The 26,390-nt window shown below is 64.7% G+C and carries 21 protein-coding genes; 8 read left to right on the forward strand and 13 right to left on the reverse strand.

Going from position 1 to position 26,390, the window contains the following annotated elements; genetic code table 11:
* The 3 genes from treZ to MUN85_RS06930 are packed head-to-tail and all read left to right on the forward strand — an operon-like array spanning position 1 to position 3,532.
* Positions 1 to 1,755 carry a malto-oligosyltrehalose trehalohydrolase gene (treZ, locus tag MUN85_RS06920; protein WP_250506008.1) on the forward strand — a complete coding sequence of 585 codons (1,755 nt, stop codon included), beginning with the start codon at positions 1 to 3 and terminating at the stop codon, positions 1,753 to 1,755.
* 26 nt (positions 1,756 to 1,781) lie between these two features.
* Positions 1,782 to 2,339: a DUF3000 domain-containing protein gene (locus tag MUN85_RS06925; RefSeq protein ID WP_250506009.1), complete on the forward strand. Its 558-nt coding sequence runs from the start codon at positions 1,782 to 1,784 to the stop codon at positions 2,337 to 2,339.
* Positions 2,336 to 3,532 (forward strand): HRDC domain-containing protein, encoded by a 1,197-nt coding sequence (locus MUN85_RS06930; RefSeq protein ID WP_250506010.1) that lies wholly within the window; start codon positions 2,336 to 2,338, stop codon positions 3,530 to 3,532. The genes MUN85_RS06925 and MUN85_RS06930 overlap by 4 nt, the downstream gene beginning before the upstream one ends.
* Here MUN85_RS06930 and MUN85_RS06935 read toward each other — a convergent pair.
* From MUN85_RS06935 to dxs, 6 genes are all read right to left on the reverse strand, one after another.
* Complete coding sequence (locus MUN85_RS06935) at positions 3,529 to 4,770, reverse strand: carboxylate--amine ligase (protein ID WP_250506011.1); 1,242 nt, start codon at positions 4,768 to 4,770, stop codon at positions 3,529 to 3,531. The two genes, MUN85_RS06930 and MUN85_RS06935, sit on opposite strands and share 4 nt — an antisense overlap.
* A 10-nt stretch (positions 4,771 to 4,780) precedes the next feature.
* On the reverse strand, positions 4,781 to 5,674 hold the full coding sequence (gene pflA, locus MUN85_RS06940) for a pyruvate formate-lyase-activating protein (RefSeq protein ID WP_431603551.1): 894 nt from the start codon (positions 5,672 to 5,674) through the stop codon (positions 4,781 to 4,783).
* 7 nt (positions 5,675 to 5,681) lie between these two features.
* Positions 5,682 to 7,940: a formate C-acetyltransferase gene (pflB, locus tag MUN85_RS06945; protein ID WP_348647961.1), complete on the reverse strand. Its 2,259-nt coding sequence runs from the start codon at positions 7,938 to 7,940 to the stop codon at positions 5,682 to 5,684.
* A gap of 100 nt (positions 7,941 to 8,040) precedes the next feature.
* Complete coding sequence (gene tgt / locus MUN85_RS06950) at positions 8,041 to 9,264, reverse strand: tRNA guanosine(34) transglycosylase Tgt (protein ID WP_250506012.1); 1,224 nt, start codon at positions 9,262 to 9,264, stop codon at positions 8,041 to 8,043.
* Positions 9,261 to 9,941, reverse strand: a complete 681-nt coding sequence (locus MUN85_RS06955; RefSeq protein WP_250506013.1) for a queuosine precursor transporter — start codon at positions 9,939 to 9,941, stop codon at positions 9,261 to 9,263. The genes tgt and MUN85_RS06955 overlap by 4 nt, the downstream gene beginning before the upstream one ends.
* On the reverse strand, positions 9,938 to 11,821 hold the full coding sequence (gene dxs / locus MUN85_RS06960) for a 1-deoxy-D-xylulose-5-phosphate synthase (protein ID WP_250506014.1): 1,884 nt from the start codon (positions 11,819 to 11,821) through the stop codon (positions 9,938 to 9,940). The genes MUN85_RS06955 and dxs overlap by 4 nt, the downstream gene beginning before the upstream one ends.
* Positions 11,822 to 11,901: 80 nt before the next feature.
* Between dxs and MUN85_RS06965 the strand changes: the two genes are divergently transcribed.
* From MUN85_RS06965 to MUN85_RS06975, 3 genes are read left to right on the forward strand one after another with little or no spacing between them, the layout of a single operon-like run.
* On the forward strand, positions 11,902 to 13,854 hold the full coding sequence (locus tag MUN85_RS06965) for an alpha/beta hydrolase family protein (protein WP_250506015.1): 1,953 nt from the start codon (positions 11,902 to 11,904) through the stop codon (positions 13,852 to 13,854).
* A gap of 15 nt (positions 13,855 to 13,869) precedes the next feature.
* Entirely contained in the window at positions 13,870 to 15,726 is a 1,857-nt protein-coding gene (locus MUN85_RS06970) for a chloride channel protein (protein WP_250506016.1), read from the forward strand.
* Between the two features lie 9 nt (positions 15,727 to 15,735).
* The gene (locus tag MUN85_RS06975; RefSeq protein WP_250506017.1) at positions 15,736 to 16,650 is read left to right on the forward strand and encodes a TIGR01777 family oxidoreductase; all 915 of its coding nucleotides are present in this window, start codon (positions 15,736 to 15,738) and stop codon (positions 16,648 to 16,650) included.
* A 107-nt stretch (positions 16,651 to 16,757) separates the two neighbouring features.
* On the opposite strand, the gene MUN85_RS06980 is transcribed toward MUN85_RS06975, so the two are convergent.
* The 3 genes from MUN85_RS06980 to MUN85_RS06990 all read right to left on the reverse strand — a co-directional run bounded on the left by MUN85_RS06980 (position 16,758) and on the right by MUN85_RS06990 (position 22,868).
* Positions 16,758 to 19,547 carry an aconitate hydratase gene (locus tag MUN85_RS06980; RefSeq protein ID WP_250506018.1) on the reverse strand — a complete coding sequence of 930 codons (2,790 nt, stop codon included), beginning with the start codon at positions 19,545 to 19,547 and terminating at the stop codon, positions 16,758 to 16,760.
* A gap of 179 nt (positions 19,548 to 19,726) precedes the next feature.
* Complete coding sequence (locus MUN85_RS06985; protein WP_250506019.1) at positions 19,727 to 20,911, reverse strand: class I SAM-dependent RNA methyltransferase; 1,185 nt, start codon at positions 20,909 to 20,911, stop codon at positions 19,727 to 19,729.
* Complete coding sequence (locus tag MUN85_RS06990; protein ID WP_250506020.1) at positions 20,895 to 22,868, reverse strand: APC family permease; 1,974 nt, start codon at positions 22,866 to 22,868, stop codon at positions 20,895 to 20,897. Before MUN85_RS06990 ends, MUN85_RS06985 begins: the two co-directional genes overlap by 17 nt.
* Positions 22,869 to 22,951: 83 nt before the next feature.
* Here MUN85_RS06990 and MUN85_RS06995 point away from each other — a divergent pair, with 83 nt between their 5' ends.
* Both MUN85_RS06995 and MUN85_RS07000 read left to right on the forward strand, forming a co-directional pair.
* Positions 22,952 to 23,605 carry a potassium channel family protein gene (locus MUN85_RS06995; protein WP_250506078.1) on the forward strand — a complete coding sequence of 218 codons (654 nt, stop codon included), beginning with the start codon at positions 22,952 to 22,954 and terminating at the stop codon, positions 23,603 to 23,605.
* The gene (locus MUN85_RS07000; RefSeq protein WP_250506021.1) at positions 23,602 to 24,303 is read left to right on the forward strand and encodes a potassium channel family protein; all 702 of its coding nucleotides are present in this window, start codon (positions 23,602 to 23,604) and stop codon (positions 24,301 to 24,303) included. The genes MUN85_RS06995 and MUN85_RS07000 overlap by 4 nt, the downstream gene beginning before the upstream one ends.
* Here MUN85_RS07000 and MUN85_RS07005 read toward each other — a convergent pair.
* From MUN85_RS07005 to dut, 4 genes are read right to left on the reverse strand one after another with little or no spacing between them, the layout of a single operon-like run.
* The gene (locus tag MUN85_RS07005; protein WP_250506022.1) at positions 24,212 to 24,895 is read right to left on the reverse strand and encodes a DUF3159 domain-containing protein; all 684 of its coding nucleotides are present in this window, start codon (positions 24,893 to 24,895) and stop codon (positions 24,212 to 24,214) included. The genes MUN85_RS07000 and MUN85_RS07005 overlap by 92 nt on opposite strands.
* A complete protein-coding gene (locus MUN85_RS07010) occupies positions 24,892 to 25,194 on the reverse strand; it encodes an OB-fold nucleic acid binding domain-containing protein (protein ID WP_250506023.1) in 303 nt (100 codons plus the stop codon). Before MUN85_RS07010 ends, MUN85_RS07005 begins: the two co-directional genes overlap by 4 nt.
* A 4-nt stretch (positions 25,195 to 25,198) precedes the next feature.
* Positions 25,199 to 25,879, reverse strand: a complete 681-nt coding sequence (locus MUN85_RS07015) for a DUF3710 domain-containing protein (RefSeq protein ID WP_250506024.1) — start codon at positions 25,877 to 25,879, stop codon at positions 25,199 to 25,201.
* Positions 25,879 to 26,382: a dUTP diphosphatase gene (gene dut / locus MUN85_RS07020; RefSeq protein ID WP_348647962.1), complete on the reverse strand. Its 504-nt coding sequence runs from the start codon at positions 26,380 to 26,382 to the stop codon at positions 25,879 to 25,881. Before dut ends, MUN85_RS07015 begins: the two co-directional genes overlap by 1 nt.
* Between the last annotated feature and the right edge of the window lie 8 nt (positions 26,383 to 26,390).

The following is a 26,390-nucleotide window of genomic DNA, read 5'->3' on the forward strand; positions in this document are numbered from 1 at the left end:
ATGGTTCGACCCGTTCGACTCTGGGCTCCCAACGCACGCGCCGTCGACGTCATCACCGACGCCGGACGGCAGCCGATGCAAAGCGAGGGTGCGGGCTGGTTCGTCACCGAACTCGCCCCCGGCACGACCTACTCGTTCTCGCTCGACGGCGGCCCCGCCCGCCCCGACCCGCGCTCCGCCTACCAGCCCGAAGGTGTCCACGGCCCCTCGCAGGTCATCGACCTGTCACGTTATTCCTGGCGCAGCGCACCCGAGGTTGGGATCGACGCCCTGACCTCGGTCATGTACGAAATCCATGTCGGCACCTTCACCTCCGACGGCACCTTAGCGGCAGCCGCCACTCGCCTGCCCGACCTCGCTCGCCTCGGCGTCACCATGGTCGAACTCATGCCGCTGGCCGCATTTCCCGGCCGGGCGGGTTGGGGTTATGACGGGGTCGGCCTGTGGGCGGTCCACGAGGCCTACGGCGGACCCGAACAGCTACAGGCCTTCGTCGACGCCGCCCACGAACTCGGCATCGGTGTCTGCCTGGATGTCGTCTACAACCACCTCGGCCCCTCGGGCAATTACCTCGCGGAGTTCGGCCCCTACTTCACCGACGCCCACCACACCCCGTGGGGCGCCGCCATCAACCTCGATGGGCCCGACTCGCGGCCGGTGCGCGACTTCATCATTGACAACGCCCTGCGCTGGTTCACCGACTTCCGGATCGACGCGCTTCGCCTGGACGCCGTGCACGCCCTGATCGACGACTCCGCCACGCACCTGCTCGCCGAGCTGTCGGATCGGGTCGGTGAGCTTCGAGCGAGCACCGGCCGGCCGCTGCGGCTCATCGCTGAATCCGACCTCAACGACGTCGCGATGGTGACCCCAACCTCCCGCGGCGGCCTCGGGATGGACGCCCAGTGGGACGACGATATCCACCACGCTGTCCACGCCTGGCTGACCGGCGAGCGGCACGGCTACTACGCCGATTTCGGGGAATCGACCGTCCTCGCCAAGGCGCTGACCGAGGTCTTCGTGCACAATGGCACGTTCTCCTCCTTCCGTGGCGTCCACTGGGGCGCACCGGTCCCGCCCGATGTCGACGCCCGGCGGTTCATCACCTTTACCGAAAACCACGACCAGGTCGGCAATCGCGGCATGGGCGATCGCCCAAGCGAACGCCTGCCCTCCACCCTGGTCGCGGGCGGCGCCGCGCTCATGCTGCTCGCTCCCTTCACCCCCATGCTGTTCATGGGCCAGGAGTGGTCCGCCTCCACTCCTTTCCCGTTCTTTACCGACCACGCCGAAGACGAGCTCGCCCACGCCATCCGCGAGGGCCGGCGTAAGGAGTTCGCCGAACACGGCTGGGCCGATCTCTACGGCCCCGATGCCGCCATGCCCGATCCCCAGGATCCGGCGACGGCAGACTCGGCCGTCTTGAACTGGGACGAGCGCATGACGGAACCGCACGCGCGAATGCTGCAGTGGTACACCGACCTCATCGCGCTGCGCCGCGAGTATTTCGGCGACGGTGCCCACGAGCAGGTCGTCACCCCAAGCTTTGGCGACCATTGGTTCGCGATGCGGCGCGGCCCGCTGACCGTCCTCGTCAACCGCTACGAATCCGAAGTCAGCATTCCGGACGTCAGCGGTGAGGTCGTGCTGTCCTACTGTCAGCCCGGTACCGAAGTGTCGCGAGTTGATGCGGGCGTGTCGCTGCCAGCGCTATCAACCGCGGTGCTATCCTCCGGCGCGCCGACGACGTTCTAACGCCGCGCGTGCCTTAATCTTGCGGTGTGGCCGAACAGCTCGCACCCAGCGAATTCAGCGACGCACTGGCGTCGCTGCGTGGTCACCGCCTCCGCCCCGAGATCACTCTCACGGAGATCCCCGGACCGACGAGGCTCGCGCCTTTTGCCGCGGCTCTGAGCGCCGAGGTCCTTACCGATGACGATGAACTGACGGGAGTCGGCCGCTTCGTCATTCTCTATGATCCCGAGGGCCAGCCCGCCTGGCACGGTGATTTCCGAATCATTGTCCTCGTCAAGGCCCCGATGGATAACGAGGTCTCCGATGACCCTCTCCTCGGCGAAGTCGGGTGGTCCTGGCTGACCAGTGCCCTCGAAGATCAGGGAGCCGGCTACCACCACCTGTCCGGGACCGTCACGCGCGTCCTGTCGGAATCTTTCGGTGGTCTCGTCCTATCCGACCAGTCGCTCGAGATGGAGATCCGCGGATCGTGGACTCCTGTCACGAATGATCTGGGGCCGCACATCCAAGCGTGGTTAAATCTCGTTGAGATCTCCTGTGATCTAGCGCCCCTGCCCCATATCGTGCCCGAAAGGGGACAATGACCGAATCCGAGCTCCCCCTGCTCTCCTCCCCCGCCGACGGCGTCCCGGACGTCATGACCGAAGAGGCGGATCTTCGCGACTATATTCGCCGCCTGAAGCGCGGCCGCGGACCCCTCGCCGTCGATACCGAGCGAGCCTCCGGCTTCCGCTACACCTCGGACGCCTACCTCGTCCAGGTCCGCCGCGAAGGCGCGGGAACTGCCCTCATTGATCCGGAGTTCTTACCGGATCTGTCCGCACTGTCCGACGCGATGACGGACGTGACGTGGGTGCTGCACGCGGCCTCCCAAGACCTGCCCTGCCTCGCCCGCGTGGGCATGCGGCCGCAAGAAATCTTCGATACCGAACTCGCCGCCCGGCTGCTCGGCGACCCGAAAGTCTCGCTAGGAGCGGTCGTCGAACGCGAGCTTGGGATCCGGCTCGCCAAAGAGTTTTCCGCCGTGGACTGGTCCGAGCGGCCGCTGCCGCACGAATGGCTCGTCTACGCGGCGCTCGATGTCGAATTGCTGGATCAGGTCATGGCCAAGCAACAGGCGCGGCTGCAGGCCGCCGGCAAGCTGTCCTGGGCCCGGGAGGAATTCGAGTTCGTTCGCCAAGCCGATCCGCCAAGCACGAAGCCCCACCAGTGGCGCCGAATTTCCCGGCTTTCGGACCTCAAGGGGGGCCGCCAGCTAGCGATGGCCCGCGAGCTGTGGAAGGAGCGCGATGCCATTGGGCGCGAGACCAACACCTGCCCGTCTCGGCTACTACCCGATCGCAATATCATCGCGCTGGTCAAGGCCAATCCGCGTACGTCCCGACAGGTCAAGAAGCTCCCGGGCCTGCGCAATCGGCGGCTCGCGGATCACTGGTTGGCCGCGATCGAGCGCGCCCGGCTGCTCGATGACAGCCAGCTGCCCTCCAAACGTGGTCCCGGTAAAGCGGGCCTGCCCGATCACCGCCGCTGGTCCCAATCCAATCCGGAAGCCGCCGAGCGACTCGCCGCTATTAGGGATGTCGTTGCCAAGGTCGGCGAGGAGCATAACGTGCCCGCCGAGAATATGTTGCTACCAGCCCACCAGCGATTGCTGGCGTGGGTAGAGTTTCCTGCCAGCCCAGCCGCCGTGAGGGCGGCCCTCGATGAAATGGGGACGAGGTCCTGGCAGATCGGGCTCCTTGCAGAGCCGATCGCTCAGGCACTTCGCGCGCTCTAACCGCTTAGGCCAGGGCGATTCACCTTGCTCGGCGGGTGGTGGCGGAAGAATTTGCGCCACTGGTTGACGTATGCCGCGAGGACATATGCCCAGCGCTTCGGGTGGCGTTCGGCGGTATTGAACAGCGGGCTAGCCACTCTGCCGGAGGCCACGAGTTTGGCGATACGTGCCCGCTGGCCGGGTGTGTACAGCATCAGCAGGCTGATCGGCACGACCGTATAGAGCCCTTCTTTGGCGACCGTGTAGCACCGCTCAATAACCTCGCCCGCCACGAAATCCCGCAGATAAAATTCTGCCGGATTCGCCCCCACCGCCGTGAGATAGTGGTGGGCGCGTCCAAGGCGGGCGTTCATCTCAAAGATCATGGGCGAGCCGGTGCGCGGATCGATCTTGATATCGAAACACGCGAATCCGCGCCACTTCAGATCCGCCACGATCTTGGCAGCTTCGGCGACAATGCCCGGATCCATCTCGGTGATGATCGCAGCCGAATTACCGATAGCGCTCGGCGCGTGTTCCTCCAGCAGCACCCGTCCTAGCCCGGCGAAGACGACGCGGCCGCCCTCCTGGCAGTACAGGTTCAGCACGCGCATCTGGGAGTCCGGTCCCGGGACGTACTCCTGCAACAGGAAGTCTCCCTGATAGCCAGCATCGTCGGCGGCGCCGAGCGCGATGCGGGCCTCCTCGGGATTTTCGAAGGTGAACACCTTCTTCTTTCCCGCAAACTCCACGTCGTGATAGGCGGGCGTGTCCGTGGCCTTGGCGACGATGGGGTAGGTCAGGGCCTGGCCATCGAGCGGGATGTCGCCGCCCGGCTGGCGCACGATGCTGCGCGGATGCGGTACTCCCAGGCGTTCACACATCGCGGAAAAACTCGCCTTATCGGTTGCTCTGGCAACAGTATCCACGTCCGGGTATGGCACAATCCAGCGCGGTGGCAGCTGATCGCGCAAGCTCAGCAGGCTCTCGACGTTCCAGTCGGCGCTCGCCACGGCAATGATGTGCGGGCTCGTGATACGGGAGTCGAGCTCGAGCAGCCGGGCCTTTAAGGCCGTGAGGTCTTCCATGTCGGGTTCGACGATGAGATCGGCGATGGAGGAATCGCGCACAATGCCACCGCCAAAGGCGGAGATGATCGTGGGTTTGTTGCCGGTGGCCTGGAAGAACGCCCGCGCCACGGAATAGGCGCCGATATCGCCGCCGAGGACGACGGCGGTCGTTGAGGAGTCGGAGTGCATAGCTTCTTTTCTAGTACACGGTCAGGCCGCGCGCAGCGAAGACGTCGCGGGCCGCGGCAGTTTCCTCGGCGCTCGGGGGCTCAACGTCGCCGAGCTGATAATCGAGTCCGAGGCTCGCCCACTTATCGCGCCCCATCTGGTGGAAGGGCAGGACCTCGACGCGGTGCACGGCGCCCCATGTCGCGACGGTGTCAGCGACCCGCTGGATGTTATTGGGATCATCGGTGAGACCGGGGACGAGCACGAATCGGATCCACATGGGAATGGCGAGCTCATTGAGCCGTGTGCCAAAGGCGATCGTCGGCGCGAGGTCGCGACCTGTGACGCTGCGATAGGTCTCGGGAATGCCGGATTTGAAATCAAGCAGGACGAGGTCGAGGTTGTCGAGCATCTCGTCGCTGGCGTTCGCGCCTAGGAAACCGGAAGTATCGATCGCCGTGTGCACGCCAAGGGCCTTACAGCCGGCGAGCATGCGAGCGAGGAATGCGGGTTGCATGAGGGGCTCGCCGCCGGAGAAGGTCACGCCACCCAGGGTGGCGTCAAAGACCGGGCGGTAGCGGGCGATACGCTGCAGCAGATCATCGGCCCGCACGGCCTCCCCGTCACGCATCTTCAGCGTGTCGGGGTTGTGGCAGTACAGGCAGCGCAGCGGACAACCGGCAAGGAAGACCGTCAGGCGCGTGCCGGGGCCATCAACCGCGGTAACGAGCTCCCAGGAGTGCAGGGAGCCAATCTCCCCGGCCCGCACGGCCGCGAAGTGTTCGGAACGACTCATCGCCTCCGCGGCATCGATACCGGCGAGGCCAGCAGAGCCGCGAAGGCGAGGGACGTCATCGCCGGCGGGCTCGAGCCGGATTTCTCCGGTCACGCCATCGCCGGCGATGCCGCCATGAGGATGGGTCATGCGGTCCTTACATGGAGCCGTGGAACGTCCGCGAGATGACGTCGAGCTGCTGCTCGCGGGTCAGTCGCACGAAGTTCACGGCGTAGCCGGACACGCGGATCGTCAGCTGCGGGTACTTCTCCGGGTTCTCCATGGCGTCATACAGCGTGTCGCGGTTGAGCACGTTGATGTTGACGTGGAAGCCCTCGGAGCCCATGTAGGCGTCCAACAGGCCAACGAGGTTCTTCACCTGCTCGTCCTCGGTACGGCCAAGGCCGGAGGGAACGACGGTGTTGGTGAGCGAAATGCCGTCCTGCGCCTCCGAGTACGGAAGCTTCGCAACCGACAGGGCCGAGGCCAGCATGCCGTGGGTGTCGCGTCCGTTCATCGGGTTGGCGCCGGGGGCGAACGGCTCGCCGCCGCGACGGCCATCGGGCGTGTTGCCCGTGTGCTTGCCGTAGACGACGTTCGAGGTGATCGTCAGGACGGACTGCGTGTGCACCGAGTTGCGGTAGGTCGGCAGCGCACGGATCTTGTTCATGAAGGAGCCGACGAGCTCGACGGCAATATCGTCGACGCGGTCATCGTCGTTACCGAACTTCGGGAAGTCACCTTCGACGAGGTAGTCGACCACGATGCCGCGATCATCGCGCACCGGGGTGACCTTGGCGAACTTGATGGCGGACAGGGAGTCGGCCGCGACGGACAGGCCGGCGATGCCGCAGGCCATGGTGCGCAGGATTTCCTTGTCATGCAGCGCCATCTCGATGCGCTCGTAGGCGTACTTATCGTGCATGTAGTGGATGCAGTTCAGGGCATCGACGTAGGTCTGGGCGAGCCAGTCCAGCAGGTTATCGAACTTCGCGCGAACATCGTCGTAGTCGAGGATGCCTTCGCCCACAGGCTCCGAGACCGGAGCGACCTGCTTGCCGGAGTTCTCGTCCTTGCCGCCGTTGATCGCGTACAGCAGGGCCTTGGCGAGGTTGACGCGCGCTCCGAAGAACTGCATCTGCTTACCAATCGCCATCGCGGACACGCAGCACGCGATGCCGGCGTCATCGCCCCAGGACTCGCGGATCAGGGAATCCGATTCGTACTGGATGGCGGAGGTATCGATCGAGACGCGGGCGCAGAACTCCTTAAAGCCCTCGGGCAGCTCGGGCGACCAGAGCACCGTTAGGTTCGGCTCGGGGGCCGGGCCGAGGTTATACAGGGTCTGCAGCATGCGGAAGGAGTTCTTCGTGACCAGGGTGCGGCCGTCGTTGCCGGTGCCGCCAATGGACTCGGTGACCCACGTGGGATCGCCGGAGAACAGCTCGTCGTATTCGGGGGTGCGCAGGAAGCGCACGATCCGCAGCTTGATGACGAAGTCGTCGATGAGTTCCTGGGCGCGTTCTTCGCTCAGGGTGCCATCGGCCAGGTCACGCTCGATGAAGACGTCGAGGAATGTCGAGGTACGACCAAGGCTCATGGCCGCGCCGTTTTGCTCCTTGACGGCCGCGAGGTAGGCGAAGTAAAGCCACTGGATTGCTTCATGGGCGTTCGTGGCGGGACCGGAGATGTCGTAGCCGTACGAGGCGGCCATCTCCTTCAGCTCGCCAAGCGCGCGGATCTGCTCGGTGTTTTCCTCGCGGTCGCGGATGATGTCCTCGGTGGAACGCACGGCATCGAGCTCGGCGCGCTCGGCCTTCTTGGCTTCGATGAGCTTATCCACGCCGTACAGGGCGACACGGCGGTAGTCACCGATAATGCGGCCACGGCCGTAGGCATCGGGCAGGCCGGTCACGATGTGCGCGGAGCGGGCCTTGCGCACGTCCGGCGGGTAGACGTCGAAGACGCCCTGGTTGTGGGTCTTGCGGTACTTGGTGAAGATGTCGCGAACAACCGGGTCAACTTCGTACCCGTAGGTGTTCAGCGCACCCTCAACCATGCGCCAGCCACCGTAGGGCATGATGGCGCGCTTGAGCGGCGCATCGGTCTGCAAACCGACGATGAGCTCTTCGTCCTGATCGATGTAGCCGGGCGCATGCGCGGTGATCGAAGCCGGGGTGTGCGGGTCGATGTCGTAAACGCCCTTTTCCCGCTCTTCGGGGAACATCTTGGACAGTTCGTTCCAGATGTGGGTGGTGCGCTCGGTTGCCGGCACAAGGAAGGCGCTATCACCTTCGTAAGGAGTGTAGTTCCGCTGGATGAAGTCGCGGACATCGATCGTCTCGCTCCATCGTCCAGTAGTGAAGCCGCGCCAAGCTTCCTGAGTGGTGTCGGCGGCGGCGGTGTCGGTAGCCACGTTGCGGGCCTCCTTCAGTGATCGGTTTCTACCCTCTTACCGTAACGAAAAGGTCACACTCGCGCAGGGGACTTTCGACCGATTCGACCGGTGTCCTCACTCACACCTTTTGGCCGTAATAATCTCCCAAAACCTCCGAACGAAGCTCGACAAAATTTCCTTCGGAAATCGCCGTACGAATTCGGTCAACGAGGGTGATAGTGAAGAACTCGTTATGGATCGTCGCAAGCGTGGAGGCGACCATTTCCTTGGCCTTGAATAGGTGGTGAAGGTAGGCGCGCGTGTAGTGCGTGCAGGTGTAGCACGGGCACGAGTCGTCAATCGGTTCGAAGCGCGTGCGGTTCTCGCTGCGCAACAGATTCGTTCGCCCCGTCCGGGTGTAGACCGCCGAGGTCCGAGCCACGCGCGAGGGCGAGACGCAGTCGAAGGTATCGGCACCGACGGCAATGGCATTGAACAGATCGTCGGGCTCGGAGATCCCGAGGAGGTGCCGGGGCCGGTCCTCGGGCAGTTCCTCCGTCACCCAGCGAACGATGGTGGCGAGGTTTTCCTTTTCGAGCGCGCCGCCAATTCCGAAGCCGGGGAACTGATGTCCGTCGACTTCCATGGCCCCCAGGTCGCGCGCGGCTTTGCGCCGCAGGTCCTCATATTGCGCGCCTTGAATCACGCCAAACAGGAGTTGCCGTGGACGCTCGGGGTGCGAGTCCATGAGGCGCGTGATCTCGCGCAGGCTCCGCTCTGCCCAGCGCCGAGTCCGCTCGAGCGACTCGACCTGATAGTCATAGGAGTTCAGCAGCGTCGTGAGTTCGTCGAAGGCAAAGATGATGTCGGCGCCAAGCGCGTGCTGGACCTGCATCGAGACTTCGGGAGTGAAACGATGCTTCGTGCCGTCGCGGTGGGAGGTGAACCAGACCCCGTCATCATCGACCTGGGCGCGGCGGATCTTGTCCTCGGCAATGTCCGTATCGGCATTGGCTTTGCCAGCAAACTGATCGGATAAGACTTTTTTGAAGCCCGACCCGAGTGAGAGCACCTGGAAGCCGCCCGAGTCGGTGTAGGTCGGGCCCGGCCAGTTCATGAAGCGGCCCAGTCCCCCAGCCTCTTCGACGATCTCGGGTCCGGGCTGCAGGTAGAGGTGATAGGCGTTGGCGAGCACAGCCTGCGCGCCAAGCGAGGCGATGGTCTCCGGCAAAACGGCCTTAATGGTCGCTTGGGTCGCGACCGGGATGAACGCCGGGGTGTGGATGTCGCCGTGCGGTGTGTGAATGATCCCGGTGCGTCCACCGGTCTCGAGCTGCGTGCCGAGAGTGAAGACCTCACTCATGCGGTCTCTCCCGCCCGGTAGCGCTTGAACAATGCGATCACTCGGTACGTAATGGGCAGCAGCATCACTTCGACGCCGACCTTGTAGGCAAAGCCGACGAGGATGTAGTTGAGGAGGTTGCCTCCCGTAAGAATCCCGCCGAAGGCGATCGTGCAAAAGATGATGGTATCGGCGCCTTCGCCCACGACCGTCGAGCCGAGCAGCCGCGCCCACAGGTGGTTCTCGCTGTGCCGTTTCATCACCGTCAGCACGAGCGCGTTCAGATATTGGCCGACGAGATAACCGGCAAGGGAGGCTGCCACGATACGCGGCACGAAGCCGAGGACCGCCGCAAAGGCCTCTTGGTTTTCATAGTCGGCGGCCGCTGGCGCAATCTGGACGAGATACAGGGTCAGCGAGGCAATGATTGAAACCACGAAGCCCAAGATGATGGCGCGCTTGGCGCGAGCGAAGCCGAACACCTCGGCGAGGACGTCCCCGAGGATGTAGGTCAGCGGAAAGAGGAGCGCTCCCCCATCGAAAATGAGCGATGCGGGGCCAATGTCGAACTGGATGAGTTTCGTTGCCGCGATGTTTGACAGCAGCAAAAACCCCACGAAGAGGGTGACGACGACGTCATAGCGCAGCGCGGCCGGAGGTGGCGCGACCTGGGCCTCCGGGCGGGTGTGAACGCTCACTGATCGCCTCCCACGGCATTGAGAATGGCATCCGGTGTCAGGCCGAAATCGTCAATGAGCTGTGATCGGCTCGCAGTGGTGTGGAAGTGCTTGGGAATCCCGAAGCAGTGCACCGTCGTGGCGGCGCCGCGCCGCGAGAGTTCATCTCGCAGGCTATCGCCCACGCCGCCATCAACCAGGCCGTCTTCGATATGGATGACGAGGTCGCTGTCTTCTGCGAGCTGCATAAGCGTGCTCGAATGCGGCAACACCCACCGCGGGTCGGCGACCGTGACCCGATCGCCGCGCGCAGCCAGTGCCTTTCCAACCGCGATGCCGGTCGGCGCAAACGGCCCGAGGCCGACGATGAGCACCCGGCGACCACTGCCCTCGGATTCGTCCTCGTCGAGGATATCGACCCGGTCATAGCCCTCACCGATTGAGCGGATCGCGGGCAGGGGCTCGGGCAGCGAGCCCTTCGGATAGCGGATCAGCGTCGGACCGCCGTCCTCATTCAGGGCGGTGTTGAACATCTCCGTTAGCTCATCGCCATCGCGTGGCACGGCGACCCGCATCCCCGGAATCGTGCGCATGAGGGCGAGGTCCCACATGCCGTTGTGGGAGGCGCCATCATCGCCGGTGATGCCGGCGCGATCGAGCATGAAGGTCACTGGAGCATTGTGCAGCGCCACGTCCATCAGGACCTGATCATAGGCCCGGTTTAGGAAGGTGGCGTAGACCGCGACGACGGGGTGCATGCCGCCAAAGGCGAGCCCTGCGGCCGAGGTGACGGCGTGCTGTTCCGCGATACCGACGTCAAAGACCCGGTCGGGAAACTCTGCCCGCATCGGGGCGAGGCCTACGGGGTGAAGCATCGCTGCCGTGATACCCACGACGTCGGGCCGCTTGCGTGCCGCCTTGACGATCTCTTCGGCAAAGACGCTGGTCCAGCCAAAGCGCGACGGCGCGACCGGCAGGCCCGTTTCGGGGTGGATGACGCCAACGGCGTGGAAACGATCATCGACGTGGTTCTCGGCCGGGGTGTAGCCGCGACCCTTTTCGGTGATGACGTGCACGAGCACCGGACCGCCATAGGCCTTGGCGCGGGTGAGCGCGAACTCCACCGCGATGGTGTCATGGCCATCGACCGGGCCAATGTACTTAATGCCGAGGTTTTCGAAGAATCCCTGCGGCGCCAGCACATCCTTGACGCCCTTCTTTAACCCGTGCAGCGCGTCGTAGGCCATGTGGCCAGGAGTTCCGCCCTTGTGCAGCGTGCGCTTGCCCCAGTCGAGGATCTTCTCGTAGCTCTTCGTCGTGCGCAGGGCATCGAGGTGGTGCGCGAGGCCGCCGATCGTCGGCTCATAGGAACGGCCGTTGTCGTTGATGACGACGACCAGCCGCGTATCGTCTTCATCGGCGATCGTATTCAGCGCTTCCCACGCCATGCCGCCGGTCAGGGCGCCATCTCCGATGACGGCGACGACGCTGCGGTCGTTGAGCCCCTTGATACGGTTGGCGCGGGCGATGCCCTCGGCCCAGGACAGCGCAGTGGAGGCGTGCGAGTTTTCGACGATATCGTGCTCGGATTCGCTGCGAGCCGGATAACCGGAGACACCGTCGCGCTTACGCAGGGCAGAAAAATCGCGGCGGCCCGTAAGGATCTTGTGGACGTAGGACTGGTGCCCGGTATCGAACACGATCCGATCCTTGGGCGAGTCGAACACGCGGTGCAGCGCGATCGTCAGCTCAACCACGCCGAGGTTTGGGCCGAGGTGTCCACCCGTCTTGGACACGGATTCGACGAGGAATTCCCTAATATCGCTCGCGAGCTCTGCCAGCTCGCTCGGAGTCAGTTGTCGCACGACGTCAACAGAGGTGATGCGGGATAGCTGACTCATGGTTCTCCTAGCAGGCGGCCATTACTTCGACCTCCTACTCTATGCCGATTTGGCCCCTGATGCGCCATACAATGGAGGCTATGACCACCACCACGATGCCGTATGGCACTTGGCCCTCTATTCTCACGATCGACTCCCTCACGGCCGCGAAGACAACGCTGTCAGACCCGCTCATCGCCGATACCGGGATCGTTGTCGGCCGCACCGGTGCAAGCGGCACCACTCGACTCGCACTCGAACGTGACGGTGAGATCGTCGACTTCCCACTGCTGGATGAGTCGGGCACGGAGATCCCGATCGGCTCCCGATTGCACGAATACGGCGGGCCAGCCATCGCCGTTGATGGCAGCGACGTCATCGTCTCCCATCGCACCACCGGCCGCCTGTACCGCGCATCGCTGAATGCAGCGCCGGGCGAGCGTGCGCTCGCGATCACGCCCGATGACGGATGGCGGTACGCCGACCTGCAGGCGCGCGACGGCCACGTCATCGCGATCGCCGAAATCCACGACGATTCCCGCGCCGATGGCTACCCGCGCCACGCGATCGTCGACATCGACTGCGCCGATGGCGAGCGCACGGTCATCTACGACGGCGCGGACTTCATCGCCGGCGTGCGCCTGTCCCCCTCGGGCGAACGCATCACGTGGTACGAGTGGGACCTCGGGTTGATGCCGTGGGAGGACACGCGCGTCATGCTCGGCGAACGCTTCGAGACGGCCATCACCGAGATCACGCGCATCGACGGCGGAACGTCCTCTGCCATCGCACCGCTGTTCGTCACCGACGACGACCTCGTCTTCATCGATGACCTCTCCGGCTGGTGGAATATCTACCGCGCGGAACTCGGCGAGCAGATCCGGGTGCGGGCGCTCCATCCCGCGGAGGCCGATTTCGCCGACCCGCCCTGGGTCATGACGATGCCGTACGCGGTGCTCGATGACGATCACCTGCTCGTGACGTGGGCGGCCGACGGGCAGCGCCACCTCGGCTCGCTTGCCTGGCGCACCGGTGAGCTCGAGGAATGGCTCATCGGCTACGACCCGCTCGGCACCCCCGCCGTCGCGGGCGACCGCGTCGCCGTCCTCGGGGCCAGCGCCACCGCCGCACCGGCGGTCATCGCGATCGACCTGCCGCACGCGCGCACTCGCCTCGTCCTTGCCTCCGATGATTCCCCGCTGCCCGAGGAATGGACCTCCCTGCCCGAGCCGCTGACCTGGCAGGTACCGGCCGGAGATGGCTTTGGCGCCCACGAGGCCTACGGCTACTTCTACCCGCCAAACCACCCCGAGGTGGCCGCACCGCAGGAGGAGGCTCCGCCGCTCATTGTCATGGTGCATGGCGGGCCCACCTCGGCCACGAGCCCCACCTACCGCGACGCCATCCAGTTCTGGACGACGCGCGGCTTTGCCGTCCTGGACGTCGACTACTCCGGATCCTCCGGCTATGGCCGCGCCTACCGGGACTCGCTCGCCGGACTGTGGGGCGAGATCGATAACGCCGATATCGCCGCGGGCGTCAGCCACCTTGCCGCCGAGGGCCTCATCGATGCCAAGCGCGCCGTCATTCGCGGTGGCTCGGCCGGTGGTTATGCGGTGCTGCGCGCCCTGACGACGCTGGAGACGTTCGCGGCGGGTACCTCCCTGTTCGGCGTCGCGGATCTGAGCTTGCTCGCCAAGGAGACCCACATGTTCGAGGCGCGCTACCTCGATGGGCTCATCGGACCCTACCCGCAGGAAGCCGAACGCTACGAGGAGCGCTCCCCCATTAACCATCTCGACGCGCTCACCGTCCCGCTCCTGCTGCTGCAGGGCGAGGATGACAAGGTCGTCCCGCCGAGCCAGGCCCGCGTCATCTACGACGCCATGGCGAACGCGGGCAAACCAGTCGCACTGCGCATGTACCCCGGCGAGGGCCACGGCTTCCGCGCGGCCGCGGCCCGCAAGGACGCGATCGCGACCGAGCTCGCGTTCTACGGTGAGGTCCTGGGCTTTAGGCCGCACGACGTCGAGGTCGACGTGCCGTGGGCCTAGCCTGACGCTGTCCCCATGACCACCCCGATCACGCCTCCGAGCCCGCCGGTTCGCCGGCTGCGCTCGCTGCTGACTCATCACCGCAGCGCCTTCGCCGCCCTGTGCGCGCTCGTCGGGATCGGGGTGGGCCTCGCCGCCGTTCTCTTCCAATACCTCATCGCCGCCGTCTCGCGCCTTGCCACCGGTTACGCCGATTACGGCGCGACGCTTGGCGCGCCCCACGGCGCAACGGGCTGGCATCCGGCCTTCGTCATCGCCGTGCCGGCAATTGCGGGCCTCATCTGCGGGGTCGCGATCAATCGATATTCGCCGTTCGCTCGCGGCCACGGCGTTCCCGAGGTCATGCTGGCCGTGCGGCGCAAAGGCGGCGTCATCCCCGGCCGCGTCGCGATCGTCAAGATCATCGCGACCGCGCTCACGATCGGCGGCGGCGGCCCCGTCGGCAAAGAGGGGCCCATCGTCCAGGTGGGGGCCGCTATCGGATCGTTTTTCGGCCAGAAACTCAAACTCTCCACGCGCCAGCTCACGCTGCTGTGCGGCGCGGGCGCAGCAGGCGGCATCGCCGCGACCTTCAACACCCCGCTCGCCGGCGCCGTCTTCACCCTCGAGCTGATCCTGGTCTCCTTCACCGCGGAGACGATCGGCATGGTCGTCATCGCCTCGGTCTCCGGCGCGGTCATCGCCCACCTGATCCTCGGCGACACCCAGGTCGTCTCCATCCCCGCCGTCCTGCTCGAATCGACGACGGACCTGTGGTGGGTCGCGCTCGTCGGCCTCGTCGCGGGCCTGGCCGGAATCGCATTCTCGCGCTCGATCTATCTGGTCGACGACGCCATGAACCTGGCCTACCGCGGACCAGAATGGGCGCGCCCGGCCGTCGGCGGCCTGCTCGTGGGCCTCGGCCTCGTGGCCGTGCCCGCGATGTACGGCGATGTCACCACGACGCTGCACCGCGTGCTGACCGGGCAGTTCGATGCCGCAATGATCGCGCTGCTGCTCGTCATGCAGATCCTGCTGGCCGCCCTCGTCATCGCGATGGGCGGCTCCGGCGGGGTATTCGGTCCCACCCTCTTCGTCGGCGCGACGACGGGCGCCTTGCTCGCCTCGGCCTTCGCACCCTTTGCGGCCAGCTCCCTTACGACCTTCGCGGTCATCGGCATGGGCGCTGCCTTCGCGGCCGCCGCTCGCGCGCCGCTGACGAGCGTCCTCATCATTGTGGAGATGACGGGCCAATACGCTCTCATCTTGCCGATGATGCTCGCGGTCGGGCTCGCCACGGGCCTGTCCGCCTTCCTCACCCGCTACACGATCTACACGACGAAGCTCGTGCGCCGCGGCGACGTCCTGGACGACCCGGTCGAACAGACCCTGCTAGGGCGAGTGCGCGCCGAGGGCCTCATGGGCCGCGAGCCCGCCGTCATCGGCGAGGCGCTGTCCATCCGGGACGCGGCCGCTGTCATTCGCGAATCAGGCTCCACCGCAGTGCCCGTCGTCGCGCCCGATGGCACCTACCTCGGCACGCTCGGGGCGCTCGGGATTGCGGCCGCACGCGAGGACGGCATCGACCCACACCGCCCCGTCACCGACATCGCCCTCGCACGCGAAGCCGTCAACCGGCGGGAGTTCGCCTCGGTCGTCCTGCGCACGCTCGTGGACGCCGGCATCGAGGGCATTGCCGTCGTTGATGACGACGGCAAGCTCGTCGGCTGGGTCGCGCAGCGCGATCTCGTGGGCCGCATCTATCGTCAGCAGCGCCGAGCCCTGCAGCAGGCGGAATCGGCGAGTTCGTGGGGGTCGCGCATGAGCACCCGGCTGGCGAAGTACCGCCGCCACCGGGACTCTCTGGAGGCGCACGAGCGCAAGCGCCCCTAGGGTGACACCATGAGAACACTACTGATCGCGGGAGCCTCCGGCTTCGTCGGAGGGGCCCTCACCGCCTACGCCATCGAGAACGCCTGGCACGTCAAACACCTGGTACGACGCGAGGCTCGCAGCGGCGACGAGGTCTCGTGGGATCCGGCGCGCGGCGAGCTCGATCCGGCGGCGATCGCGGCCGCCGATGCGGTCGTGTGCGTCTCGGGCGCGGGCATCGCGGATCGGCCATGGACGCCGGCTCGGCAGCGCGAGATCATCTCCTCGCGGATCGGCAGCGTAAACCTCCTCGCCCGCACGATCGCCGAGCTGCCGAGCGAGCATCGGCCAGAGGTGTTCGTCAGCGGCTCCGCCATCGGTTACTACGGCTCGCGCGGCGCCGCCGAGCTGACTGAGGACAGCGGTCCCGGTGAGGGCTGGCTGCCGCAGGTGTGCCTGGCGTGGGAGGCGGCCGCCGAGGCTGCCGAACAGGCGGGGGTGCGCACGATCCAACTGCGCACTGGCCACCTCATGGATACCGGCGACGGCCTCCTTGGCGTCTTGGAGCCGCTGTACCGCTGGCACCTGGGAGCGCAGCTCGGCAGCGGCGAGCAGTATTTTTCCTCCATTTGGATCGGCGACGCCGTCGCGGCGATCATGTTCGCGATCGAGGACGAGGAGATTTCCGGCCCGATCAACCTCGTGGGACCGAATCCGGTGACGTTCAACGCGTGGCACGAGGCGCTGCAGGACGCGCTCGGGCGATCCTCCCCGCTCGTGGCGCCGGCTCCCCTGCTGGCCGCCCTTGGCGCCATGGGCGAGGAACTTTTGCTCACGAGCCAGCGCGTCGTGCCGCACGCACTGACGCAGGCCGGCTTCACCTTTGCCGCGCCGACGGTAACCGAAATTATCGATCGCGCGCTGGCCGGCCCCTACGCTGATTAGGACCGCTTCAGGGCCGCCGTTCATGCACCCCGTCGCCGAGCCTGCCTAGGGCACAACGCAATCGGTCCGAGCCCTCAAGGGCCCGGACCGATCTTGGCGTCGTGTGGTTACTTCACGAGCGAGCGCAGCACGTACTGCAGGATGCCGCCGTTGCGGAAGTACTCCCGCTCTCCGGGGGTATCGATGCGCACTCGAGCGTCGAACTCGATGGTCGAGCCATCGTCCTTGCGCGCCGTGACCTTCACGGTCTTGGGGGTCGTGCCCTCGTTCAACTCCGTGATTCCGGAGATGTCGAAGGTTTCCGTGCCGTCAAGGCCGAGCGAATCGGCGTTTTCCCCGTCAGGGAACTGCAGCGGCAGGACGCCCATGCCGATGAGGTTGGAGCGGTGGATACGCTCGAAGGACTCGGTGATGACGGCCTTCACGCCGAGCAGTGCGGTTCCCTTGGCAGCCCAGTCACGCGAGGACCCGGAACCGTACTCGGTGCCGCCGAGGATGACGAGCGGGATGCCCGCCTCCTGGTAGGCCTGGGAGGCATCGAAGATCGAGTCCTGCTCACCGGTGAGGAAGTTCTTGGTGTAACCGCCTTCGACGCCATCCAGCAGCTGGTTGCGCAGCCGAATGTTGGCGAAGGTACCGCGGATCATGACCTCGTGGTTACCGCGACGCGAGCCGTAGGAGTTGAAGTCGCGCCGGCTCACGCCGTGGGACTTCAGGTACTCGCCTGCGGGCGAATCGAACTTGATCGCTCCGGCCGGTGAGATGTGGTCGGTCGTGACGGAGTCGCCGAGCTTGGCGAGCACGCGCGCGCCGGTGATGTCCTCGACGGGGGTGAGCTCCATGCTCATGCCCTCGAAGTACGGTGGCTTGCGCACGTAGGTCGATTCCTCGTCCCACTCGAAGATGTCACCCTCGGGGGTCTGCAGCGCACGCCAGCGCTCATCGCCCGCGAACACGTCCGCGTAGTCCGATTCGAACATCTCCTGCGTGATCGAGGAGTCCATGACCTGCTGGACCTCATCCGGCGAAGGCCAGATGTCCTTGAGGAAGACCTCGTTACCGTCCTTGTCGGTTCCCAGCGGCTCGGCTTCGAAGTCGAAGTCCATGGTGCCGGCCAGGCCGTAGGCGATGACGAGCGGCGGGGACGCGAGGTAGTTCATCTTCACGTCTGGGTTGATCCGGCCTTCGAAGTTGCGGTTACCCGAGAGCACCGAAACGACGGCCAGGTCGTTATCGTTGATGACCGCGGAGATCTCTTCCGGCAGCGGGCCAGAATTACCGATACAGGTTGTGCAACCGTAGCCCACGAGGTGGTAGCCAAGGGCTTCCAGCGCGGGCCACAGCCCGGCCTTCTCGTAGTAGTGGGTCACGACCTTGGAACCGGGCGCCATCGAGGTCTTCACCCACGGCTTGACGCTCAGGCCCCGCTCGACGGCGTTGCGCGCGAGGAGAGCGGCGGCGAGCATGACCGACGGGTTGGAGGTGTTGGTGCAGGACGTAATCGACGAAATCACGACCGCGCCGTGATCCAGCTCGGTCTCCGTGCCGTCTTCCATCGTGACCTTCACGCGCTTGTGCGGGCGACGGGTCGCGGTCGGGGTATCGACGATCGCCTCTCCCGAATCCTCGCCGTAGACCGGCGCGATCGGATCCGAGGCGGGGAAGGTCTCCTCCACGGCCTCATCGAGCCCGGAGGCTTCCTGCTCCTCATCGGAGACATAGTTCGGCAGCGCCGCAGCGAATGCTTCCTTGGCCTCCGACAGTTCGATACGGTCCTGCGGGCGCTTCGGGCCGGCGATCGACGGAACGACGGTCGACAGGTCGAGCTCGAGGTATTCGGAGTAGGCGGCCTCGCGCGACGGTTCGTGCCACAGGCCCTGCTCCTTGGCGTAGGCCTCGATCAGCTTGCACTGCTCTTCAGAACGGCCCGTGAGGCGGTAGTAGTCGACGGTGACGTCGTCGATCGGGAAGATCGCAGCGGTCGAGCCGAACTCGGGGCTCATGTTGCCGATCGTGGCGCGGTTAGCCAGCGGCACGGCCGAGACACCCTCGCCATAGAACTCGACGAACTTGCCGACGACGCCGTGCTCGCGCAGCATCTGGGTGATGGTGAGGACAACGTCGGTGGCGGTCGCACCCGTGGGGATTTCGCCCGTCAGCTTGAAGCCAACGACGCGCGGAATGAGCATGGAAACCGGCTGGCCGAGCATTGCGGCCTCCGCCTCAATACCGCCAACGCCCCAGCCCAAGACGCCAAGGCCATTGACCATCGTCGTGTGCGAGTCGGTACCCACACAGGTGTCGGGGTAGGCTCGCTCGACGCCGTCAACCTCGCGGGTCATGACGCCGCGCGCCAGATACTCGATGTTGACCTGGTGGACGATGCCCGTGCCCGGGGGCACGACCTTGAAGTCGTCAAAGGCGCCCTGGCCCCAGCGCAGGAACTGGTAGCGCTCCTCGTTACGGCCATACTCGAGTTCGACGTTGCGCTCAAAGGCGTCGGCGCGGCCAAAGACGTCGATGACCACGGAGTGGTCGATGACGAGCTCGGCCGGTGCCAGCGGGTTGATCTTGTCGGGGCTGCCACCAAGATCTGCGACGGCTTCGCGCATCGTGGCAAGGTCGACGACGCAGGGCACGCCGGTGAAGTCCTGCATGACAACGCGAGCGGGAGTGAACTGGATTTCGGTCTCCGGCTCATCGTCCGGGTTCCAGTTCGCAAGTGCCTTGATGTGATCGGCGGTGACGTTCGCACCATCTTCGGTGCGCAGTAGGTTCTCGGTCAGAATCTTCAAGCTGTAGGGCAGCTTGTCAGCGCCGTCAACGGCGTCCAACCGGTAGATCTCGTATTCTTTGCCATCAACATCGAGCGTGGCGCGGGAGTTGAATGAATCCACCTGGTTCTCCTTTGCAGTCCTTCGTTAGCCGGGCAGATGACAACCTGCCGACAAACTCTCTCGATATCAAGATACTTTATCGACGGCATGTCGTCCACTCGACACTCCACCTCCGTTCTAGCACCCCGCGCGACCGCTCACCCGTGGATTGAGGCCGCAAGGACCTCACAACTCATTGCTCAGGGCAGCGTGAGCAGCGCGGTGGTTTCGAGGTGGTGAGTGTGCTCAAAAAGGTCGAACGGGACGATCCACTGCACGTCGTAGCCCTTGCGAACAAAGACCGCGAGGTCTCGCGCGAACGCGGCCGGATCACATGCGATGAGGATGACCGCCACCGCACCGGAATCGGCGAGCAGCGACGCGACATCCTTGCCCAGGCCGGTTCGTGGCGGGTCGACGACGATCGCGTCAAAGCTGTGCTCAGCAAGGAGTGCTCTTACGGACCTTCTATCGATGCGGCCGTGGCGAACTTCGACACTGGAATGGACGTTCGCACGCGCATCCCCCGCGGCCGCTTCGCTGCCCTCCACGGTGATAAGTCGGCCGCGGCGGCCGATAACGTCGTGGATCGGAGCAGAAAACAGCCCCACCCCACTAAAGAGCTCAAGGACGGAGATCCCCTCGGGGTCACCCGGACCAAACAGCCCCGAGCGCACCTGCTCCGCCAGGAGCTGGGGTGCGGCCTCATGCGCCTGCCAGAATCGATCGGTGGACAGCTGGTAGCTGTACGTACTGCCGGCAACGCTCACCTGCTCGGTGATACGAACATCGGCGCCGGCCTCTACGACGTGTACCTCGCCCGTCGAGGTCGCCACATGCCGCAGCTGAGCTCCGGCGGGCCCGGTGACCTCACTGAGGTCGGCGATGGGGGCTACGGCCAGCGGCATTCGGTCAATCGCGACGAGGTCGTTGGAATGGTAGCGCCGCATCGCAGGCCGTCCCTCGTCGTTAAGGATCGTGCGAAACCGCGTGCGGGTACCGCGTGAGCCCGGTGATACCGCCCGAATGGGTTCGCGCACGTCGTTGGCAGCCTCGGCGATGTTAGCGCCCCCGATGCGACGTAGCGTGTGGTCGAGGACCGCCTCTTTGAATTCACGCTGCCCCAGAGGACTTAGATGACCGAGCTCCACTCCCCCAATGTTGTGGCGGGCGGCCTCGGGCCAGATATGCGCGCGGCGATGGGGACTCGCGACGACGACGTCAATAGCATCGCCAAAGGCTCGAGTCGCGAGCTCCTCGGTGATCTGGACTCGTACGGTTTCGCCCGGGGCGGTGTGCCGGACGAATACGACTTTGCCGCTGGGCAAGCGTCCAACGCAGGTGCCGCCGTGGGCTACGCCCGTAATCTCAACGATCGGATCCATGGCCACTTTCTTGTACGTCGGCGAGCTGGAAGGGAACCGAGGACATCACGACCCCGGGCGTAAAGAGCAGCCTCGACTTCAGCCGCAGCGCGGTTTGATTGTGCAAAATATGTTCCGGCCACGTTCGAACCACGAACTCGGGTACGAAGACCACCACGAGATCGCGCGGCGATTGCTTCCGGATGGAGCGCACATACTCGACGATTGGCCGGGATATCTCGCGGTAAGGCGAATCCAAAATGGTGAGATCGATCGGGATTTCGGCTTCGCGCCAGTCGGCGCGCAGTTGCTCGCTTGCCTCCGGATCGACATTGACGTGGACCGCCGACAGTGTCGAGGGACGGGTGGCCCGGGCATAGGAAATGGCCTGCAACGCGGGGCGGTTGAGGCTGGAGACGAGGATCAACGCGTGAACCCGTGACGGCAGTGCTCGGGAGGCCGACAGATCGGTCACGGCCAGCTGGCGGCCGACCCGATCATAGTGGCGCCGGATCCGGTGCATAAGGAAGAACACGAGCGCGATCAGCACGAGCGTGATCCACGCTCCGTGCAGGAATTTCGTCACCAGCGCGACGACGAGGACGAGCCCGGTGAGCGCACACCCCACGGCCGCAATGATGCGTGAGCGGCGGATGCGGCGGCGCTCCGAGGCGGAAGTCGACAGCCCAAGCTCGCGCGTGAAATGGCGGTACATGCCGAACTGGGAGGTCGTGAAGGAGATGAATACTCCCACGATGTAGAGCTGGATGAGCCGGGTTACCTCAGCATCGAAAATCACGATCAACACGATGGCCGCGACCGCGAGGGCCAAGATGCCGTTAGAAAACGCTAACCGGTCCCCGCGCTTGTGTAACTGGTGCGGCAAGAAACCGTCGCGGCCAAGAATCGAACCCAAGACGGGAAAACCGTTGAACGCCGTATTCGCGGCGAGCACCAGGATGAAGCCCGTCGTGACCGTGACGAGGAGGAAGAGCGGGAAAGCGCCCGCGAAGATCGTCTCGGCGAGCTGCCCGATGACGGGAGCCTGGTGATAGCTCGGCCCCACAGGAGCCCCATTGTCTAGCAGCTGGGTAGCCGGGGCGTAGGCGAACTTGAGGTTAGTCGCACGCCCGAGCAGCACCACGGACATCAACATGACCGAACCGATAAGGCCTAAGAGACCCAGCGTGATCGCAGCATTATGAGATTTGGGTTTGCGGAAGACCGGGACACCATTGCTGATCGCCTCAACGCCGGTCAGGGCTGCACAGCCGGATGAAAAGGCCCGCAGCACGAGGAAGCCGCCAGCTAGCCCCGTTAACCCGGCATCCAGGTCCGATTGGGCGACGAGGTCGAAGCGCGCGCTTGGCGCGGGCTGCAGCGATCCCGTGAAGTATTGGAACGCGCCAACAACCGCGAGCAGGCCAATGGCGAACATGTACAGATACACCGGGGCCGATAGTGCCCGGCCCGACTCGCGCGAACCACGCAGATTGATGAGCGCCAGGATGACGACGGCTCCCACGGCAATGGGGACCTGATAGCCGTACATGCCTGGCAGCACGGTGATGAGGTATTGGGCGCCGGATGAGATGGAGACCGCGACGGTGAGGACGTAATCGACGAGAAGCGCGGATGCCACGGTCAGGCCAGCGTTGCGCCCGAGGTTCGTTGTGGCAACCTCATAATCCCCACCCCCGGAGGGATAGGCGTGGACGTTTTGGCGATAGGCCGTGACGACGACGAGCATCACGATGACGACCGCGAGGCCCACCCACGGCGAGATCGTGAGCGCGGCGACGCCCGCAATGGAGAGGGTGAGGAAGATTTCGTCCGGGGCATAGGCGACCGAGCTCAGGGCATCAGAGGCGAAGACGGGAAGCGCCAGGCGCTTGGGCAGCAGCGTATGGCCGAGCCGGTCGGAGGCGACGGGCTTGCCAAGAAGAAAACGCTTGAAGGCGCCAGGATGTGCGGACACGCTTTTCATGCTAGATCCCATTGCGCCCACATTGGTAACGCACGGCGAAGAGAGTAGCGTGAGTCATTGTGCACTTCGTAATTATGGGATGTGGGCGCGTGGGCGCCATGCTTGCCTCGCACTTGGATAGCGCGGGCCATTCTGTCGCGGTGATCGATGCCAATCCGGAGGCGTTTCGGCGGCTCGATCCCGAGTTTTCCGGCCGTCGCGTGACCGGAGTCGGATTTGATCGCGATTCCCTCACCCAGGCCGGCATCGAAGACGCTTACGCCTTTGCCGCCGTCTCCTCGGGCGACAACTCCAACATCATCGCTGCGCGCGTCGCGCGCGAGGTGTTTGGGGTCGAACACGTCGTCGCGCGCATCTATGACCCCCGGCGCGCCGAGGTTTTCCAGCGCCTTGGCATCACCACGGTCGCGACCGTGCTGTGGACGGCGGACCAGATCGTGCGCCGGATGCTGCCGATGGGCGGCTCAACCGAATTCCTCGATGCCTCGGGCCGGATTGCCCTGACGGCACTGCCAGCGCCTGCCGCCTGGATTGGGCGCCCGCTCACCGAGCTCATTGACGATACCGAGACCCGGGTAGCGTTCATTACACGCCTCGGCAAGGGCATGATCCCCGATGACCGCACCGTCATTCAGGAACAGGACCTCATCCACTTTGTGGCTGCCAAGGACGATGTCTCGGTGATCGAACGCCGCATCACCAAGGGGCCCTTAGGAGAGCATTCATGAAAATCCTGATTGCCGGAGCCGGCTCAGTTGGGCGCTCGATCGCCAGGGAACTGCTCACCCACGGCCACGAGGTCACCCTCATCGACAAGAACCCCGCCGCGATGCGAATCGCGTCCGTGGCCGATGCGGACTGGCTGCTTGCCGATGCGTGCGAACCGATTGCCTTGCAGCAGGCGAGCACCGATGACGCCGACGTTGTCGTCGCCGCGACCGGTGATGACAAGGTCAACCTGGTCGTCTCACTGTTGGCGAAGACAGAGTTTGGGGTGCCCCGCGTGGTGGCTCGCGTCAATAATCCAAAGAACGAATGGATGTTTGACGAAGCCTGGGGTGTCGATGTTCAGGTCTCGACGCCTCGCATCATGACGGCGCTCGTGGAAGAAGCAGTCTCAGCCGGAAACCTCGTGCTGCTGTTTACCTTCCACTCCTCTGGAGCCTCGATGTACGAGATCACCTTGCCGGTGGACTCCCCTGTCCTTGGGACGCGCATCGCGGACCTCGCACTGCCCTCATCGACGCAACTGGCGACCATTATTCGTGCGAATCAGCCGATCGCGCCGACCCCGGACGACACATTAGAAAGTGGCGATGAGGTGCTGTTGATTGTCACTGAGGACGGTGCTGACGATCTTCAGGCGTTGCAGGATCTGCTTGCCCCTCGTCCTGAGGATTCCGATCCCGAAGAACCAGCCAGCTAATAAAGATTGCGGTCGCGAACAGCGGGATCCCCATGACTAGTCGTGCGGTTCCCAGCGCTGCGACATTACCCGAGGCGTACAGCGGCCACTGTACGGCCAGGCGTAGGGCAAACAGCGCCGCCCACATGACGGTCAGCAGGTAGTAGCGTCCCATCTTCGGGCTCGTGCGCCAGTTCTTCTCGCCCCGCGCAAGACCGTCAATGAATCCGATGATGGGATACCTGAACAGTGCCGATAGCAAGACGATGGAGCCGTAGACCGCGTTGACGACGAGCCCGGGTGCGAAGTAGCCTTCGGCGCTGCCGGAATATCCCGCCCACAGCACACACAGCGCGACGCCGAGGAAGCCACCGAGGGCCTGGTTCACGGCGGTGCGGGCGAAGAGTCGCGCGACAAGCAGCCCGGCCGCGACGACGAGGGCGAGCCCGGCTGCCCACCACAATTCGTGGGTGGACAGGTAGATCGCAAGGAAAACGATGACGGGAGCAACGGATTCGATGACTCCGCGTACGCCACCGATCGCGGCCGACAGGTCGAACTCGTCGGCACTGATCTGTTTCATCCCGCGCTTCGGGGACTCCGATTCGCTCACAGGTCGAGGCTCCCTGATGGCAGCAGACGATACTCGGGATCAAAAATCACGATGTCCCCATTTTCTTCATACACGGTGCCCGTCGCGATGAGCTGACGTCCCGGCGTGATGCCAGCGATCTCGCGACGTCCATGAAAGACCAGGTCGAGGCTGCCGGATGAATCGGTCAGCCGGGCGCGTAGTTGAGGGTTGCGCGACTCCGGCCGATAGGTCACGGCGCTGACCCTTCCTGCCACCCGGGCGCGCATGCGCGGGTGGACTTCAGCAATCGGTAATCCGTGCTGCGTCGAGGTCGCCATGGGGTTATCGGATCTCCGTAATCTCGGGCCCGCGGGAAGGCATCGTAAATGATGGTGCACTGGGCTCAGCTTGGGCTTGGCCGGGGATCGTCAGCGCGATGATGCGTTTGGGTGGCAGCGGTTCGTCACCACGGTCGACCACCACGCCACGCAGCGCTTCTTCCAGCGGCACGGCCGCCTTCATGTCGGTGGCTGCGGGACCGATGAACAGCGCCTGCAGGAACCATCGCGGACCGTCGATACCGACGCATCGCAACGGGCGAATCCCGCTTCCGGCCGGTGTTTGGACCGGGAGTTTCATGACGACTTCCGAACCAAAGGGCCCGTGCTGTTCGATGGCCTCACCGTTTTGTGCCTCGGCGCTCTCGACTCGTTCGGCACGCAGGTCCTTCCAGATGCCTGCCGACTTCGGGGCCGCATAGACCTGCAGCTGCATCACGGAATCGTCGAGTCCGACCGAGACCGCCAACGGCGCCCGAGTTGCCGAATCGAGTTCAATGCGGATGTTCATCTCAGGCTGGGTCGGAATCTTGAGGACGCCAAGATCTAGGTAACCTTCAAGGTCTTCGACCTGCTCGATATCGAAGGGACCCGTCGGCGGCGCATCCTCCTCGCGGGGCGTTTCCTCTGCGACAGATTCGCTCGCCTTATCGATCTTCGATTTCTTCCGTCCAAACCATGCCATCAGTTTTCACCCTTTCGGTTGCGCCCCGTCGACCCGAACCCGCCGGCTTCGCGCGCCGAAGAGCTCAGCGATTCCGCGGCCTCAAATCGCGGCAGGCTCACTTGCTGAATGACGAGCTGGGCGATTCGATCTCCGGCGTTAATTGTGACACTCGTATCGGGGTCGGTGTTGTGCAAGATGACCTTGACTTCGCCGCGATATCCGGCATCGATTGTTCCGGGCGCATTCAAGACGGTCAGGCCTTCGCGCGCTGCAAGTCCGGAGCGCGGGTGAACGAAACCCGCGTAGCCGTGGGGAATCTCGATGGCGATCCCGGTTCCCACGAGGGCCCGTCCGCCGGGAGCGATGACGCAGTCCTCATTGCTGATCAGATCCGCGCCCGCATCATCGTCATGCGCACGCACCGGTAGCTGGGCGCTTGGATCTAACTTCCGCACGGCAATACTCAACTCGTTCACGGGCCTAACGGTATCGCGGTTTGTTGGACGGTCCCAATGTGTCACAGTAAGAA

It is taken from the genome of Bowdeniella massiliensis (genome assembly GCF_023634005.1).
Lineage (GTDB): Bacteria > Actinomycetota > Actinomycetes > Actinomycetales > Actinomycetaceae > Bowdeniella > Bowdeniella massiliensis.

Coding starts and splice junctions, on each gene's coding strand:
- treZ (WP_250506008.1), top strand. CDS start 1: ATGGTTCGACCCGTTCGACTCTGGGCTCCCAACGCACGCGCCGTCGAC.
- MUN85_RS06930 (WP_250506010.1), top strand. CDS start 2,336: ATGACCGAATCCGAGCTCCCCCTGCTCTCCTCCCCCGCCGACGGCGTC.
- MUN85_RS06935 (WP_250506011.1), bottom strand. CDS start 4,770: ATGCACTCCGACTCCTCAACGACCGCCGTCGTCCTCGGCGGCGATATC.
- pflA (WP_431603551.1), bottom strand. CDS start 5,674: ATGACCCATCCTCATGGCGGCATCGCCGGCGATGGCGTGACCGGAGAA.
- tgt (WP_250506012.1), bottom strand. CDS start 9,264: ATGAGTGAGGTCTTCACTCTCGGCACGCAGCTCGAGACCGGTGGACGC.
- dxs (WP_250506014.1), bottom strand. CDS start 11,821: ATGAGTCAGCTATCCCGCATCACCTCTGTTGACGTCGTGCGACAACTG.
- MUN85_RS06965 (WP_250506015.1), top strand. CDS start 11,902: ATGACCACCACCACGATGCCGTATGGCACTTGGCCCTCTATTCTCACG.
- MUN85_RS06970 (WP_250506016.1), top strand. CDS start 13,870: ATGACCACCCCGATCACGCCTCCGAGCCCGCCGGTTCGCCGGCTGCGC.
- MUN85_RS06975 (WP_250506017.1), top strand. CDS start 15,736: ATGAGAACACTACTGATCGCGGGAGCCTCCGGCTTCGTCGGAGGGGCC.
- MUN85_RS06985 (WP_250506019.1), bottom strand. CDS start 20,911: ATGGATCCGATCGTTGAGATTACGGGCGTAGCCCACGGCGGCACCTGC.
- MUN85_RS06995 (WP_250506078.1), top strand. CDS start 22,952: ATGGGATGTGGGCGCGTGGGCGCCATGCTTGCCTCGCACTTGGATAGC.
- MUN85_RS07000 (WP_250506021.1), top strand. CDS start 23,602: ATGAAAATCCTGATTGCCGGAGCCGGCTCAGTTGGGCGCTCGATCGCC.
- MUN85_RS07010 (WP_250506023.1), bottom strand. CDS start 25,194: ATGGCGACCTCGACGCAGCACGGATTACCGATTGCTGAAGTCCACCCG.
- MUN85_RS07015 (WP_250506024.1), bottom strand. CDS start 25,879: ATGGCATGGTTTGGACGGAAGAAATCGAAGATCGATAAGGCGAGCGAA.